Consider the following 14,975-nt stretch of genomic DNA (forward strand, 5'->3'; position numbering starts at 1 on the left):
ATAAAAAGAATGCACCATGCGTTCCATCGGTGCGACGGGCAGTCACGCAATCGGTGACGCATTGCGTGACGTAATCAGTTAAGCAACAACGAACTTACGCAACAATTTAGCTATTCAGCGAACGTTATAACAAAGGAGATGAAAATGAAATTGAAGGCAATGTCACTCGCCGTATCGACTGCGGCAGCAGCGTTCGCTCTGGCAGCATCCGCGCCGGCTTCGGCACAGATCTCCGGCGACGTGATCAAGATCGGTTTCATCACCGATATTTCCGGCGTTTATTCGGACATCGACGGCCAGGGCGGCGCGGAAGCGATCAAGTTCGCCATCGCCGACATGGGCGGAGCCATCAACGGCAAGAAGATCGAACTGGTCGTTGCCGATCACCAGAACAAGGCTGACGTCGCCGCCAGCAAGTCGCGCGAATGGTTCGACCAGCAGGGCGTCGACGTCCTGATCGGCGGCACCAATTCCGGCACCGCGCTGGCGATGGCGAAAGTGGCCAATGAAAAGAAAAAGGTCTTCATCGAAAACGGCGCCGGCTCGGCCCGCCTGACCAATGAAGAATGCTCGCCTTACACCGTCCACTACGCCTACGACACCGTTGCGCTGGCCAAGGGCACCGGCTCGGCAGTCGTCAAGCAAGGCGGCAAGAGCTGGTTCTTCCTGACCGCCGACTATGCGTTCGGCCACTCGCTGGAATCCGACACCAGCAACGTCGTCAAGGCATCGGGCGGCACCGTCGTCGGTTCGGTCAAGCATCCGCTGGGCGCATCGGACTTCTCGTCCTTCCTGTTGCAGGCGCAGACTTCCAAGGCGCAGATCATCGGCCTGGCCAACGCCGGCGGCGACTTCATCAATTCGGTGAAGGCAGCCAACGAATTCGGCATCACCAAGACCGCCAAGCTGGCCGGCCTGCTGGTGTTCATCAACGACGTGCACTCGCTGACGCCGAAACTGACCCAGGGCATGTACCTGACCGACAGCTGGTACTGGGACGCCAACGACGAGACCCGCAAGTTCGCCAAGCGCTACTTCGAAAAGCAAAAGAAGATGCCGTCGAGCCTGCAAGCCGCCGACTACTCCGCCGCGCTGCAATACCTGCAAGCCGTGAAGGCTGCCGGTACGGATGATTCGGACAAGGTCATGGCGCAACTGCGCAAGACCAAGTTCAACGACGTGTTCCAGAAGAACGGTTACCTGCGCGCCGATGGCCGCGTGGTCCACGACATGTACCTGTACCAGGTCAAGACGCCGACCGAATCCAAGTATCCATGGGACTACTACAAGCTGGTCCAGACTATCCCCGCGGAACAAGCCTGGACCACCAAGGCTGAATCCAAGTGCTCGGCCTGGAAATAAGTCGTCGGTCATTTAGCTGGTAAATAAACGCAACACGCAATCTGTCATCTTCATTCAAACGGGGATGACAGATTTTTCTTGTTGCACTTGATCAGCCGAACGCGCATGGTGTACCCAGACGAGTACCCCGGGGCCATCCGGTCAATCAGAATGAATGAGTTTTTATGGAATTATTCGGCATACCCCTGCAAGCCTTGTTGAGCCAGCTGCTGCTGGGCCTGGTGAACGGCTCGTTCTACGCGATGCTGTCGCTGGGACTGGCGGTGATCTTCGGCCTGCTCAACGTGATCAACTTTGCACACGGCACCTTGTACATGCTTGGCGCGTTCGCCGCGTGGATAGGGCTGACCTACTTCGGGATCAATTACTGGCTGATGCTGCTCCTGGCGCCGCTGATCGTGGGCCTGTTCGGCATCATCATCGAAAAGACCATGCTGCGCTGGCTCTACAAGCTGGACCACCTGTACGGTCTGCTGCTGACCTTCGGCATCACGCTGATGGTCGAAGGCATCTTCCGCTCGATCTACGGCGTCTCGGGACAGCCGTATTCGGTCCCTGACGCCTTGCAAGGCGCGACCAACCTCGGCTTCATGGTGTTGCCGAATTATCGCGCCTGGGTCGTCCTGGCGTCGGTGGTGGTGTGTTTCTCGACCTGGTTCGTGATCGAGAAGACCCGTCTGGGCGCATACCTGCGCGCCGGCACCGAGAACCCGAAACTGGTGGAAGCCTTCGGCATCAACGTGCCGCTGATGGTCACGCTGACCTACGGCTTCGGCGTGGCGCTGGCGGCGTTTGCCGGCGTGCTGGCCGCGCCGGTGATCCAGGTGTCGCCGCTGATGGGTTCCAACCTGATCATCGTGGTGTTCGCGGTGGTGGTGATCGGCGGCATGGGCTCCATCCTCGGCTCCATCGTCACCGGTCTGGGCCTGGGCGTGATCGAAGGTCTGACCCGCGTGTTCTATCCTGAATTGTCGGCAACCGTTGTGTTCATCATCATGGCCATCGTCCTGATGATTCGTCCTGCCGGTCTGTTCGGTAAAGAGAAATAAGGCGACGACATGACTAATGCGATGACTAATCCAATGAGCAAGAAACTCTTTTACGCGGTGTTGCTGATCCTGGCGCTGGCGGCGCCGTTCGGCCTGTATCCGGTGTTCCTGATGAAGATGCTGTGCTTTGCCTTGTTTGCCTGCGCCTTCAATCTGCTGATCGGTTACACCGGCTTGCTGTCCTTCGGTCACGCGGCCTTCTTCGGCGGCGCCGGTTATGTTGCCGGCCAGGCGATCAAGGCCTGGGGTGTGCCGACTGAAATCGGCCTGATCCTCGGCACCGCCACCGGCGCACTGATCGGTCTGGTGATGGGCCTGCTGGCGATTCGCCGCCAGGGCATCTACTTCACCATGATCACGCTGGCGCTGGCGCAGATGCTGTTCTTCGTTGCGCTGCAGGCGCCGTTCACCGGCGGCGAAGACGGCCTGCAGGGCATCCCGCGCGGCAAGCTGCTGGGCGTCATCGATCTGTCGAACGACATGACGCTGTACTACGTCGTGCTGGCGATCGCGATTGCCGGTTTCGCGCTGATCGTGCGCACCATCAGCTCGCCGTTCGGCCAGGTGCTGAAGGCGATCAAGGAAAACGAACCGCGCGCCATCTCGCTGGGCTATGACGTCGACCGCTACAAGCTGCTGGCTTTCGTGCTGTCGGCGGCGCTGACCGGCCTGGCCGGCTCGACCAAGGCGCTGGTGCTCGGTTTCGAAACGCTGACCGACGTGCACTGGAGCATGTCCGGCCTGGTCGTGCTGATGACGCTGGTCGGCGGCCTGGGCACCATCATCGGTCCCATCGTCGGCGCGGTGATCATCATCATGCTGGAAAACAAGCTGGGCGATATCGGCAACTGGCTTGCCAGCGTGACGCATATCGAATGGTTCAATACCTTGGGCGACTCGGTGACCATCGTGACCGGTTTCATCTTCATCGTTTGCGTGCTGGCCTTCCGCCGCGGCATCGTCGGCGAGATTCTGCATTTGATGGGAAAACGTTCACCGTCCGCATCGCACTAGTAGTTTTGCTCAGGCCGGTTTGCCGGCCAGGGTAACTGCAGCACTCACTGCCGCCGCACAGTTCAGACTGTCCGGCGGCAGTTTTCATTTGACGCCGGCCGGTTTGCTTGTACAGTGTCGCCACGCGCAATAATGCAGCAAATGTATTTCGGAGAATTGAATGGCAGTGCCCCAGACCGACGAGCAGATTGAAATTTTGAAGTGTCACGCCCAAATCGTCATGATCGAGGCGGTTGCCGGCTCGGGGAAAACCACCACGCTGGCGATGCTGGTGAAGCAGGCGCTGACGAAAGGGCTGGGGGCGCATCAGATCCAATGCCTGTGTTTCTCCGAAGGCGCCAACAAGCGTTTCCGCGAAAAGCTGTACGAAGAAGGCGTCACCAGGCCGGTGCCGCTGAACACGGTGGAAGCGTATGCGCGCGAGTGTCTGGCGCAACTGGGCGAAGCGCTGGCGCTTGAAAAGACACGTTACTACGCGTCGGACGAAGAGCTGCGCCCGCACCTGGTGGCGGCCGCGAACAGCGTGTTGGCGCGCCATGAAGGAAGGGCGGGGCGGACCGACAACGGCTTCGATTTTTCCTTCGAAAAAAACAGCGCCAACGCCGAGGAAATGTTCTCCCTGCTGTATCGGTTTAAAGCCAGTCTGGCCTCGCATCGCTTCCATGACGAAGAGCTTGACTACGACGATCTGGATCAGCTGGCGACGCAGTTCGGGACCCAGATCGAAGCGGTCGAAATCGGCATTGCCTACGAGCGGCAACGGCAAACCTATCCGGGCGAGTACAAATGGCGCAGCGCCGCCGATCTGGTGCCGGACCTGGTGGAGTTGCTGAGCAATCATCCGTCCGCGTTGGAAATCCTCCCGATCAAGGGCTTGTATCTGATCGATGAGTGGCACGACATCAACGCAGCTGAATTCCGTTTGCTGCAGTTGTTGCTCAGAGGAAAAAGATTGGTGGCGGTCGGCGATCGTTATCAAATTATCAACTCTGCGCGCGGCGCGGATATTGTCTATTCCACCGCCGGTTTCGAGATGGCCTTCCCGAATGCGCAGTACCTGCCGCTGGGGAAATCCTATCGTTTCGGCACCTCGCTGTCCAAGCTGGCGCAACGGCTGACGGCGCGCAAATGTGCCTCGCATGAAGATCTGCACACCGAAATCAAGCGCGTGACTTACGACCCGACCTTAGCCGGAGACTGCGCCGCGAAAGTGACGCAACAGGTGCAGGCGTTGGTGAAAGCCCGGGCCGATACGCGCTACTCCGACATTGCGATCATCGTGCGCGAGCCGGACCAGACCATCGAGATCGAGAACCTGCTGCTCGATCAGAACATTCCGTATTACTGCGACGATATCGAGTCTTATCTCCACCGTCCCGAAATTCTGATGTTGCGCGGTCTGCTGCATATGGCGAGCAACTCGTTCGCGACGCTGCAAGGCGACAAGGAAAGCATCAAGCGCATGGTCATGGGATTTTCCCTGTACCTGCCGGTGGGGGAGTCGTCCGAGAACTGGGAGCGCGGCTACTTCACGGAAGGAACCTGGTTCGAGGAAGCGCAGCGCATGATCGCGGAGCAGCCGGATGCGCTCAAGGATTTTTTCGAAGCGGTACTGTGCAAACCGCGCGATGCCGACGACGACATGACGCTGCGCTGGAAGCAGCGCTTCACCGACGTCGTCGATGCGTTGCAGAAGCTGAACAAGGAGAGCAGCGCCGCCGCGTTGCTCGACTTCGCCAATCGCCGGCTGGCCCTGGTCGACGCCACCAGCCGGGCGTTCATCAATCGCAACCGGGCGACGTCGGCGGCCAAGTCCATCCAGACCTTCATCGCCTTTGCCTCACGTCACCCGGAAATGAACGCGGCGGACTTCCTGTCGGAGTTGCACCGCCGCCAGCAAAAAGTCAGCAAGAGTCGCAGCGCCATCCAGTCGCGCCGGCAATTGACGCTGACCACCATCCAGGCGGCGAAAGGGCGGCAGTGGCCGCACGTGCTGGTGCCTTATCTGCAGCAGCACGAATTTCCCCGCTTGCGCGATATCGCCGAGGAAGTCCGCCATTTTTATGTCGCCATGACACGGGCGGTCTCCAGCCTGTCTTTGTTTGAACCCGACGAAGAGCATGCGGGGCAACGCAGCGTCTTGATGGATCGCGTGCGCAAGTAAAGTCCCTTGCTCATATTTTCTTTGCATGCCGTTGGACACATCATAGGAGTGGAGAAGCACGGGCCGGGGGAGTAAAATGCTTGTCGCTCTGACAGTGCCGACGGCTCGCTTCGCGGCTGAATGTCGGGGCTGAACCGACAAGTACTCCCTTCTCCCGTTTAGCGAAAGCCTCCGATGTCGTTGTTTTTCCCGCGCTGTATCTTCACGCAGGCAGGTACGCATGCCTGATCTCTTTTCCAATTATGTAATTCTCTGTGTCGGTGCCTTCGTCGCCGGCCTGGTCGATGCGGTGGTCGGCGGCGGCGGCCTGGTGCTGATCCCGACGCTGTTTTCGGTATTTCCCAATGTCGCGCCGGCCACGCTGCTGGGCACCAACAAGGTGGCCGGCGTCATGGGCACCAGTGCAGCCGCAATCAACTTCGCCCGCAAGGTGCGCATCCATTGGGCGGCGGCAGCGCCTGCCGCGTTGGCGGCATTTGCCTTGTCCTTCACGGGCGCCTACCTGGTCACCCACGTGCCGACCGACATGATGCGGAAGGCTCTCCCTTTTGTGTTGCTGGCCGTAGCGATCTATACCCTCAAGAAAAAAGACTTCGGCCAGACCCATGCGCCGTTGTTGTCCGGCGGCAAGGAAAAACTCTATGCAGTGCTGGTCGGTGCCGGGGTAGGATTCTACGACGGCTTGTTCGGGCCCGGTACCGGCAGCTTCTTCGTGTTCCTGTTCGTACGGATCTTTGGCTACGATTTCCTGCGCGCCTCGGCCGTGTCGAAGGTAGTCAATATCGCGACCAATCTGGCTGCCCTGGTCTGGTTCTCGTACAACGGTCACGTGATCTGGCAATTGGGTCTGCTGATGGCGGTATTCAATATCGGTGGTTCCCTGGTCGGTACCAAGCTGGCGATGAAGCATGGCAGCAGCTTCGTCCGCAAACTTTTCTTGTTTGTGGTGAGCGCGCTGATTTTGAAGACGGGCTACGACGCATTTTTAAAATGAACATCGCATAGATTCCGGCGATTGTTTCACGTGGAACAATCGCCGGAAAGTATCGGGGTAGTTGAGAAGGGGAGCCAAGGCTTCCCTTTTTTGTTTATGCGCTGTTGATCGATTCTTGTCTGCCCTGGTCCAAACTGTTTCACGTGAAACAAAAAACGTGACTAAAACGGGAATAACAGGGGCCGGGTCTGATACCCATCCTAAAAAGACTTTATAATCTCGCCTCTGTTCACCGTCTCCACGAGGCGCATTATGCTATTTCCCACACAATTTGATGTCATCGTCGTCGGCGGCGGTCACGCCGGAACCGAAGCCGCATTGGCATCCGCCCGCATGGGGCAAACCACATTGCTGTTGACGCACAACATCGAGACCCTCGGTCAGATGTCCTGCAATCCTTCCATCGGCGGCATCGGCAAAGGTCACCTGGTCAAGGAAGTCGACGCCATGGGCGGGGCGATGGCCATTGCGACCGACGAGGCGGGCATCCAATTCCGCATCCTGAATTCGTCCAAGGGCCCGGCTGTCCGCGCCACGCGCGCCCAGGCTGACCGTATCCTGTACAAGCAGGCGATCCGTTCGCGCCTGGAAAACCAGCCGAATCTGTGGTTGTTCCAGCAGGCGGTGGATGATCTGATGGTCGAGGGCGACCGCGTCATCGGCGCCGTGACCCAGGCCGGCATCAAGTTTGCGGGCAGGGCGGTGGTATTGACCGCGGGTACTTTCCTCGACGGGAAGATCCACGTCGGCCTCAACAATTACTCCGCCGGACGCGCCGGCGACCCGCCGGCGATCTCCTTGTCGGCCCGTCTGAAAGAACTCAAGCTGCCGCAGGGCCGTCTGAAAACCGGCACGCCGCCGCGCATCGACGGTCGCAGCATCGACTTTTCGGTGCTGGAAGAGCAGCCGGGCGACCTCGATCCCATCCCGGTATTCTCGGTCATGGGCAATGTCGCCATGCATCCGGAGCAGATGCCGTGCTGGATTACCCATACCAACACCCAGACCCACGACATCATTCGCGCCGGCCTGGATCGCAGCCCGATGTACACCGGCGTGATCGAAGGCGTCGGTCCGCGCTATTGCCCGTCGATCGAAGACAAGATCCACCGCTTCTCGGGCAAGGATTCGCACCAGATCTATCTGGAACCGGAAGGCCTGACCACCAACGAGTTCTACCCCAACGGCATCTCCACCAGCTTGCCGTTCGACGTGCAGCTGGCGCTGGTGCGCTCGATGCGCGGCATGGAAAACGCCCACATCCTGCGTCCGGGCTACGCCATCGAGTACGACTACTTCGATCCGCGCGGCCTCAAGTCCTCGCTGGAAACCCGCCAAATCCAGGGCTTGTTCTTCGCCGGCCAGATCAATGGCACCACCGGTTACGAAGAAGCCGCCGCCCAAGGCATGCTGGCCGGCCTCAACGCCGCGCTGCAGACGCAGGGCAAGGACAGCTGGACGCCGCGCCGCGACGAGGCTTACCTCGGCGTGCTGGTCGACGACCTGATTACCCAGGGCGTGCAAGAGCCTTATCGCATGTTCACCAGCCGCGCCGAATATCGCCTGAGCCTGCGCGAAGACAACGCCGACCTGCGCCTCACCGAAATCGGCCGCCAGCTCGGCTGCGTCGGCGACGCGCAATGGGAAATGTTCGAGAAAAAACGCGAAGCCGTTGCACGTGAAATGGAACGCCTGAAATCCACCTGGGTGAATCCGCGCATCCTCGGCGATGCCGAAGCCGAACGCGTGTTGGGCAAAGCCATCGAACGCGAATACAACCTGGTCGATCTGCTGCGCCGTCCGAACGTGACCTACGACAGCCTGATGACCCTGACCGGCGCCGACGGCCAGGCGCTCGCCGGTCCCGGCGTCGCCGACGATCCGGTGCGCGAACAGATCGAAATCCAGATCAAGTACGCCGGCTACATCGATCGCCAGGCCAAGGAAATCGGCCGCCAGGAACACAATGAAAGCCTGAAGTTGCCGGCCGACCTCGACTACATGGACGTCAAAGCCCTGTCGATCGAAGTGCGCCAGAAGCTCAACAAGCACAAGCCGGAAACCCTTGGCCAGGCATCGCGCATTTCCGGCGTGACGCCGGCGGCCCTGTCCCTGTTGCTGGTCCACCTGAAAAAAGGCGGTCTGAAAAATGCAGCCGACTCGACAGACGCCGGCGGCGACTCCGACAACCACAATCAGGCGGCCTGAGCATTGTGAACACGACAAGCACCGACACCAAGCTGGCCGATACCCTGAGCGCCGGCGCCGAAGCCCTCGGCCTTGCGCTCAGCGCCGGCCAGCAACAGAAACTGCTGGCCTACCTCGCCCTGATGGCGAAGTGGAACCGCACCTACAACCTGACCGCCTTGCGCGATCCGGCCCAGATGATGACGCATCATCTGCTCGACTCGCTGGCCGTGGTCAAGGCCTTCGAGGGCGCGACCAATGTGCTGGACGTCGGCGCCGGCGGCGGTTTGCCGGGCATCGTGCTGGCGATCTGGGCGGCCGAGGCGCAACCGGCAATGCGGGTTGCCATGATCGATACGGTGCACAAGAAGACCGCTTTTCTGACGCAAGCCAAGGCGGAGTTGCAATTGGGCAATGTCTCGGTGTATACCGCGCGCGTCGAACAGTTGCAGGTTGAGCAACTGTTCGACGTGATTACTTCGCGCGCATTTGCGGAACTCAATGACTTCGTCAACTGGTCGAATCATCTGCTGCAAGCCGGCGGCCATTACATCGCCCTCAAGGGCGTGATGCCGCAGGATGAAATTGCCCGTCTCCCCGAGGGATGGAAAGTCGCCCGTACCGAAGCCCTGCAGGTGCCCGGTCTGGATGCCGAACGTCATCTGATCTTCATCGAAAGGTCTTGAATGAATACCCAGCTTGCCCGTCGCCTGTTTTCTTCCCTGATGCTGGCCTGCGCCGCTGCCGCGGCATTGCCGGCCGTGGCGCAGGAAGTCGTCACGGTTCCTTTGGTGGACCTCAAACGCTACGTCGGCAAGTGGTATGAAATCGCGCGCTTCCCCAATAGTTTCCAGAAGAAATGCATCGCCAACGCGACCGCCGAATATCGCGTGCGCGCCGACGGCGACATCGACGTCATCAACCGCTGCAAGGTAGAGGGCGGCGTGCTCGATCAGGCCGACGGCCTGGCACACGTCACCGCCGGCAGCAACAACGCCAAGCTGCAGGTGCGCTTTGCCCCGGCCTGGCTGGCATGGTTCCCGCTGGTGTGGGGCGACTACTGGATCATCGATCTGGATCCGGATTATTCCATCGCCACCGTCGGCACGCCGTCGCGCGATTATCTGTGGATCCTGTCGCGCAAGCCGGCGCTGTCGACCGCGGAATACGAGGCGGCGGTCAACAACGCCACCAAGCAGGGATTCGATACGTCGAAGCTGGTCAAGACGCCGCAGCAATAATCCCGGTAACCGCAGTAACGACTACGATCACGTACAACGAAAACGAGGAGACATCATGCAGGCACTGTTTCATACCATGGGCATTACCGACGTCTGGCAACTGGTCGCCGCGACCGTGGTGTTCCTGATGTTGCCGGGACCGGGCACCTTCTGCGTGCTGACGTGTTCGGCCAAGCATGGCTTGCGCGGCGGCTTTGTGGCGATCGCGGGATTGATGTTAGGCGACATCGTGCTGATGTTTCTGGCGGCGATCGGCGTGGCGGCCTTGCTGCATGCGAATCCCTTGCTGTTCAAGGGAATGCAGTACATCGGCGCGGCGTATCTTGCCTATCTCGGCGCGCGCCTGCTGTTTGCGAAGGAAGAGGGCGGATCTTCGGTGGTGCCGTTTTCGAACATGGCGGATTTCCGCCGCGGCTTTTTCGTGACCTTGATGAATCCGAAGGCGATCGTGTTTTACATGGCCTTTTTCCCGCTGTTCATCGATCCGGCAACGCAGCAGGGCGCGGCGACTTTCCTCGCCATGGGTGCGGTAATTTGCACTTGCACCCTGATCTATGGCAGTCTGCTGGTCCTGGTGGGAAATGCCGCGGCAAAACGCCTGGCGCGCAACCGTACGATCGCCACGCTGGCGTCGCGCGCGGCAGGTATTTTCCTGATCGGCTTCGGCATCAAGTTAAGTACAAACTGAGAAATCTGAACCTGTATTGCATCAACCCCGAGCACCAACGGAACACTCACTAAAAAGAACCTATGGCTAAAATCTTTTGCGTTGCGAATCAAAAAGGCGGCGTCGGTAAAACCACCACAGCAGTCAATCTCGCCGCCGGTCTGGCGCAGCACAATCAGCGCGTGTTGCTGGCCGACCTCGATCCGCAGGGCAATGCCACCATGGGTTCCGGCATCAACAAGGCCGAGTTGCAGGGTTCGATCTACGAAGTGCTGCTCGGCATGTCCGACATCAAGAGCGTGCGCAAGCGTTCCGAAAGCGGCAACTTCGACGTGCTGCCAGCCAACCGCGAACTGGCCGGCGCCGAAGTCGAAATGGTCGAACTCGACAATCGCGAGAAGCGCCTCAAGGACGCCTTCGCCGCCATCGCCGACGACTACGATTTCATCCTCATCGATTGTCCGCCAGCGCTGTCGCTGCTGACCCTCAATGGCTTGTGCTCGGCGCACGGCGTGGTGATCCCGATGCAGTGCGAATACTATGCGCTCGAAGGTTTGTCGGATCTCGTCAACACCATCAAGAAAGTGCACGCCAAGCTCAATCCCGATCTCAAGATCATCGGCCTGCTGCGCGTGATGTTCGACCCGCGCATGACGCTGTCGCAACAGGTGTCCGACCAGCTCGAGCAGCACTTCGGCGACAAGGTGTTCAAGACCGTGATCCCGCGCAATGTGCGTCTGGCGGAAGCGCCGTCCTACGGCATGCCGGGCGTGAATTTCGACGCCGCATCGAAGGGCGCGCAGGCCTACATCGCGTTCGGCGCCGAGATGGTCGAGCGCATCAAGACCTTGTGATCGTTATAAACGATATAAATAATTTAAGTAATCAGCACTTCAGAAACAGGTAGGTAAAAGATGGCAACCAAAAAATCAAAGGGCCTCGGCCGCGGTCTCGACGCACTGCTCGGAGGATCTTCCGACATGACCGAAGACGAGCCGGTGGTCGCTGGTTTGCCGTCGGTGATGCCGGTCACGGACCTGCAAGCCGGCAAGTACCAGCCGCGCAGCCGCATGGACGAAGGCGCGCTGAACGAACTGGCCGCCTCGATCAAGGAACAAGGCCTGCTGCAGCCTATCCTGATCCGCGCCATCGGCCAGAAGGACGGCAAGGACATTTACGAAATCATCGCCGGCGAGCGCCGCTTCCGCGCCGCCAAGATCGCCGGCCTGACCGAAGTGCCGGTGCTGGTGAAGAACGTCGACGATCAGACCACCGCCGCCATGGCGCTGATCGAAAACATGCAGCGCGAGGATCTCAACCCGCTGGAAGAAGCGCAGGGCATCCATCGTCTCATCACCGATTTCAATTTCACGCACGAGCAAGCCGCGGTCGCGGTCGGCCGCTCGCGCAGCGCGGTGTCGAACCTGCTGCGTTTGCTGAATCTGGCCAAGCCGGTGCAGACCATGCTGATGGCCGGCGATATCGACATGGGCCATGCGCGCGCCTTGCTGGCCGTCGATTCCGCCACGCAGATCAACCTGGCGAACCAGGTCGTCGCCAAGCGCATGTCGGTGCGCGAAGCTGAAAAGCTGGTGGTGCGCACCACCGCCGAACAAGCCGCATCGAACAAGCCCCATGGCAACGGCAATGGCGGCAAGGAAAAATCGCGCGACATCGCGCGCCTGGAAGAAGAACTGTCGGACATCCTGGCCACGCAAGTGTCGATCAAGACCGGCGCCAAGAACCGTGGCCAGCTCATCATCAGCTTCGCCGGCCTCGATGCGCTCGACGGCGTGATCGCGCGCCTGCGCGGAGAAGCGGTAGAGCAGTAAAACAATCCGGGGCGGGCCGGCATCGATGTCGCTCGCAATGGGAAAAAGGAAGCGCCATGCCTTACCTGCAACTCGACGTCAACGGCACTTATCCGGCAGAGCAAAAGAAGCAGCTCGCCGCGCGCATGGCAAAGACTTATGCCGGGATGATGAGCGTCGACATCCGCCGCATCAGCATCGTCGTGCGTGAGTGCGGCGACGGCAGCGTCTGGCGCACCGTCGACAGCGGCGAGGTGGAACCCGTCTCGGTGCTGATGTGCGACATCCGTCGCGGCCGCACGCCCGAGTTGCGCATGGAAGTCGCCAAGGCGCTGTGCCGCGATTGCATCGATGTGCTGGGCTTGCGCGAAGACCGCCTCAACGTCGAATTCACGCAGCACAGCGGCGACGAAATGTACCACCCGACCCTGGGCGGCTACAGTCCTGAATGGTCCGCCGGCGAAGCCGGACCGGACTGACCGATCGGGCGATGCAGGTTCTTTAGGGCCTCGCCATTGCAGCATCCGCATCACCCACGCCACCTGCAGAAAAATTATGGCGGTACTGCTGCGCGCTGATTCCCAGCCGCCGCCGGAACACCACGCGCATGTGGCTGGCATCGCGGAAGCCGCAACGATAAGCCACCGTCTTCAACGGCGCCGCCGAACTTTCCAGCATCACGCGCGCCGCATCGACGCGCGCGCTCTCGATGAATTCCGCCGGCGTCATCTTCGCATCGCGGGCAAACACGCGCGCGAAATTGCGCGGGCTGCTGGCAACCACTTTCGCCAGTACGTCGACGCTGAGCTTGTCCTGCAAATGTTCACGCACGTAATGCTGCACCTGGCCGACCAGCGACATCTCTTCCGCATACGGCGTGAGGTAAGGGCTGAACTGAGATTGCCCGCCGCTGCGCTGCATGAACACGACCAGGCGCTTGGCAACGTTGAGCGCGACTTCCTGTCCCGCGTCTTCCGCCAGCAGCGCCAGCGACAGATCGATGCCGGCGGTCACGCCGGCCGACGTCACCAGCCGGCCGTCGCGCAGATAGATGCGATCGGCGTCGACTTCGACATCGGGAAAGTCGCGTGCCAATGCGGCGGCGTCGTTCCAATGCGTGGTGACGCGCTTGCCGTCCAACAGTCCGGCGCGCGCCAGCAAAAAGGCGCCGTTGCAGATCGCGCCATATCGTCCGGCGCGTCGTGTCGCCTGCACCAGCCAGTCGCTCAACGCGGCGTCGCGCGCCTGTTGCGGCAAGGCCGGACCGCCCGCCACCAGCAGCAGATCGACGGCATCGTCCACTTCGCTGTAATGCCGGTGCGGCACGATCTGCATGCCGTTGGAACAGGCCATCGCATCGCGCGTGCTGCCGACGACTTGCAGGCGATAGTGCTGCGGCGGCAACAGGAAACGATTGGCTTCCGCGAACACATCCAGCGGACCGGAAACATCCAGCGCCTGGACGCCGGGAAACACCAGCAGAGCGACAGTGGGCATGGCAGCAGACAAGTAGGTGAGGGGGTGAGGGTAGCGCGGATCGACTGACGCCATCATAGCGCCGTCTTTGCTTGCGGGCAGGCATGCGCATGTCCATGGCGGAAAAACGCCGCAGGATGGCTGTCAACGCGTCCTGGCGGCGCTGTCTTTGTTGCGCGCCGTCGCCGATAATTTTCTCCGTCGGGGACGTGCATGGTGTGCGTTCCTTTGCCGCTTCTTCAGGAGAACATACATGAACACTTCGACCAACATATTGAGCGCCGGCGACGCCGAACGCGTCGGTCCCGCATTCTCGGTCGACGGCATGCTCGCCGCGCGCAACAAAACACGCCAGGCAATTCGCGATATCGCCGCGCGGGTCAGACCGGGCATGGTCGAAGAAGACGCCGTCGCCATGGCCAGGCAAATCCTCATCGATTCCGGCCTCGCGCTGAGCTGGCATCCGACCCGCGTGCGCTTCGGCCGCAACACGACCAAGCCGATGCGGCAGGCTTCCGAACCCGGCGTGGTGCTGCAGGAGAACGACATCTTCTTCATCGACATCGCGCCGCGCCACGAGGCCTGGGAAGGCGACGGCGGCGCCGCTTTCGTCGTCGGTTGCAATGCGGGCCGCCATGAAGAATACGTGCGCTGCGCGCAGGATGCAGAAACGGTGTTCCACGCCGCGCGACGCGCGTGGAACGAGCAGAAACTAAGCGGCGAAGAGCTGTACGCCTTCGCCGAACACGAAGCACGCAAGCGCGGCTGGGAATTGAATTTCGACTTGCCCGGCCATCGCGTGTCGGACTTTCCGCACGCGGCCATCCACACGGGATCGCTGGCGGAATTTGAAGGCGTGCCGTTGGCGATGCGCTGGATTCTGGAGATCCATTTGCGCCATCCCGACCATACCTACGGCGCCTTTTTCGAGGATATGTTGCTGGAAGATGGTGACTACGTCTGATCACCGTGTTCGCTACGCACCATGACGGATGCGTAGCGAATGGCGT

General features: G+C 60.5%; 14 protein-coding genes. 13 read left to right on the plus strand and 1 reads right to left on the minus strand.

What is annotated here, in order from left to right; translation table 11 throughout:
* Positions 1 to 144: 144 nt before the first annotated feature.
* From PMI16_RS18865 to PMI16_RS18920, 12 genes are all read left to right on the plus strand, one after another.
* On the plus strand, positions 145 to 1,362 hold the full coding sequence (locus PMI16_RS18865) for an ABC transporter substrate-binding protein (protein ID WP_007882462.1): 1,218 nt from the start codon (positions 145 to 147) through the stop codon (positions 1,360 to 1,362).
* A 164-nt stretch (positions 1,363 to 1,526) separates the two neighbouring features.
* On the plus strand, positions 1,527 to 2,411 hold the full coding sequence (locus PMI16_RS18870; RefSeq protein WP_007882464.1) for a branched-chain amino acid ABC transporter permease: 885 nt from the start codon (positions 1,527 to 1,529) through the stop codon (positions 2,409 to 2,411).
* 33 nt (positions 2,412 to 2,444) lie between these two features.
* Positions 2,445 to 3,425 carry a branched-chain amino acid ABC transporter permease gene (locus tag PMI16_RS18875; protein ID WP_034381272.1) on the plus strand — a complete coding sequence of 327 codons (981 nt, stop codon included), beginning with the start codon at positions 2,445 to 2,447 and terminating at the stop codon, positions 3,423 to 3,425.
* A 160-nt stretch (positions 3,426 to 3,585) separates the two neighbouring features.
* Positions 3,586 to 5,589, plus strand: a complete 2,004-nt coding sequence (locus PMI16_RS18880; RefSeq protein ID WP_007882468.1) for a UvrD-helicase domain-containing protein — start codon at positions 3,586 to 3,588, stop codon at positions 5,587 to 5,589.
* A 220-nt stretch (positions 5,590 to 5,809) separates the two neighbouring features.
* A complete protein-coding gene (locus PMI16_RS18885; protein ID WP_007882470.1) occupies positions 5,810 to 6,583 on the plus strand; it encodes a sulfite exporter TauE/SafE family protein in 774 nt (257 codons plus the stop codon).
* A 252-nt stretch (positions 6,584 to 6,835) separates the two neighbouring features.
* Positions 6,836 to 8,791 carry a tRNA uridine-5-carboxymethylaminomethyl(34) synthesis enzyme MnmG gene (mnmG, locus tag PMI16_RS18890; RefSeq protein WP_007882472.1) on the plus strand — a complete coding sequence of 652 codons (1,956 nt, stop codon included), beginning with the start codon at positions 6,836 to 6,838 and terminating at the stop codon, positions 8,789 to 8,791.
* A gap of 5 nt (positions 8,792 to 8,796) precedes the next feature.
* On the plus strand, positions 8,797 to 9,456 hold the full coding sequence (gene rsmG / locus PMI16_RS18895) for a 16S rRNA (guanine(527)-N(7))-methyltransferase RsmG (RefSeq protein WP_007882476.1): 660 nt from the start codon (positions 8,797 to 8,799) through the stop codon (positions 9,454 to 9,456).
* The gene (locus tag PMI16_RS18900) at positions 9,457 to 10,011 is read left to right on the plus strand and encodes a lipocalin family protein (protein WP_007882477.1); all 555 of its coding nucleotides are present in this window, start codon (positions 9,457 to 9,459) and stop codon (positions 10,009 to 10,011) included.
* A 55-nt stretch (positions 10,012 to 10,066) separates the two neighbouring features.
* Positions 10,067 to 10,699, plus strand: a complete 633-nt coding sequence (gene leuE, locus PMI16_RS18905) for a leucine efflux protein LeuE (RefSeq protein WP_007882478.1) — start codon at positions 10,067 to 10,069, stop codon at positions 10,697 to 10,699.
* A gap of 62 nt (positions 10,700 to 10,761) precedes the next feature.
* Positions 10,762 to 11,532 (plus strand): ParA family protein, encoded by a 771-nt coding sequence (locus PMI16_RS18910; protein ID WP_007882479.1) that lies wholly within the window; start codon positions 10,762 to 10,764, stop codon positions 11,530 to 11,532.
* 60 nt (positions 11,533 to 11,592) lie between these two features.
* Positions 11,593 to 12,510: a ParB/RepB/Spo0J family partition protein gene (locus PMI16_RS18915; RefSeq protein ID WP_007882485.1), complete on the plus strand. Its 918-nt coding sequence runs from the start codon at positions 11,593 to 11,595 to the stop codon at positions 12,508 to 12,510.
* Between the two features lie 56 nt (positions 12,511 to 12,566).
* Positions 12,567 to 12,968, plus strand: coding sequence for a tautomerase family protein (locus PMI16_RS18920; protein ID WP_007882490.1), 402 nt, complete (start codon positions 12,567 to 12,569; stop codon positions 12,966 to 12,968).
* Positions 12,969 to 12,990: 22 nt separating this feature from the next.
* On the opposite strand, the gene PMI16_RS18925 is transcribed toward PMI16_RS18920, so the two are convergent.
* A complete protein-coding gene (locus tag PMI16_RS18925; protein WP_034381281.1) occupies positions 12,991 to 13,986 on the minus strand; it encodes a GlxA family transcriptional regulator in 996 nt (331 codons plus the stop codon).
* Between the two features lie 232 nt (positions 13,987 to 14,218).
* Here PMI16_RS18925 and PMI16_RS18930 point away from each other — a divergent pair, with 232 nt between their 5' ends.
* Complete coding sequence (locus PMI16_RS18930; RefSeq protein ID WP_007882492.1) at positions 14,219 to 14,929, plus strand: M24 family metallopeptidase; 711 nt, start codon at positions 14,219 to 14,221, stop codon at positions 14,927 to 14,929.
* Positions 14,930 to 14,975: the final 46 nt, after the last annotated feature.

The sequence above is a fragment of the Herbaspirillum sp. CF444 genome, assembly GCF_000282135.1.
Classification (GTDB): Bacteria; Pseudomonadota; Gammaproteobacteria; order Burkholderiales; family Burkholderiaceae_D; genus Herbaspirillum.

What these genes read in the sequence shown, in the direction of transcription:
- PMI16_RS18865 (WP_007882462.1), top strand. Translation starts at nt 145, where the DNA reads ATGAAATTGAAGGCAATGTCACTCGCCGTATCGACTGCGGCAGCAGCG.
- PMI16_RS18870 (WP_007882464.1), top strand. Translation starts at nt 1,527, where the DNA reads ATGGAATTATTCGGCATACCCCTGCAAGCCTTGTTGAGCCAGCTGCTG.
- PMI16_RS18875 (WP_034381272.1), top strand. Translation starts at nt 2,445, where the DNA reads ATGAGCAAGAAACTCTTTTACGCGGTGTTGCTGATCCTGGCGCTGGCG.
- PMI16_RS18880 (WP_007882468.1), top strand. Translation starts at nt 3,586, where the DNA reads ATGGCAGTGCCCCAGACCGACGAGCAGATTGAAATTTTGAAGTGTCAC.
- PMI16_RS18885 (WP_007882470.1), top strand. Translation starts at nt 5,810, where the DNA reads ATGCCTGATCTCTTTTCCAATTATGTAATTCTCTGTGTCGGTGCCTTC.
- mnmG (WP_007882472.1), top strand. Translation starts at nt 6,836, where the DNA reads ATGCTATTTCCCACACAATTTGATGTCATCGTCGTCGGCGGCGGTCAC.
- PMI16_RS18900 (WP_007882477.1), top strand. Translation starts at nt 9,457, where the DNA reads ATGAATACCCAGCTTGCCCGTCGCCTGTTTTCTTCCCTGATGCTGGCC.
- leuE (WP_007882478.1), top strand. Translation starts at nt 10,067, where the DNA reads ATGCAGGCACTGTTTCATACCATGGGCATTACCGACGTCTGGCAACTG.
- PMI16_RS18910 (WP_007882479.1), top strand. Translation starts at nt 10,762, where the DNA reads ATGGCTAAAATCTTTTGCGTTGCGAATCAAAAAGGCGGCGTCGGTAAA.
- PMI16_RS18915 (WP_007882485.1), top strand. Translation starts at nt 11,593, where the DNA reads ATGGCAACCAAAAAATCAAAGGGCCTCGGCCGCGGTCTCGACGCACTG.
- PMI16_RS18920 (WP_007882490.1), top strand. Translation starts at nt 12,567, where the DNA reads ATGCCTTACCTGCAACTCGACGTCAACGGCACTTATCCGGCAGAGCAA.
- PMI16_RS18925 (WP_034381281.1), bottom strand. Translation starts at nt 13,986, where the DNA reads ATGCCCACTGTCGCTCTGCTGGTGTTTCCCGGCGTCCAGGCGCTGGAT.
- PMI16_RS18930 (WP_007882492.1), top strand. Translation starts at nt 14,219, where the DNA reads ATGAACACTTCGACCAACATATTGAGCGCCGGCGACGCCGAACGCGTC.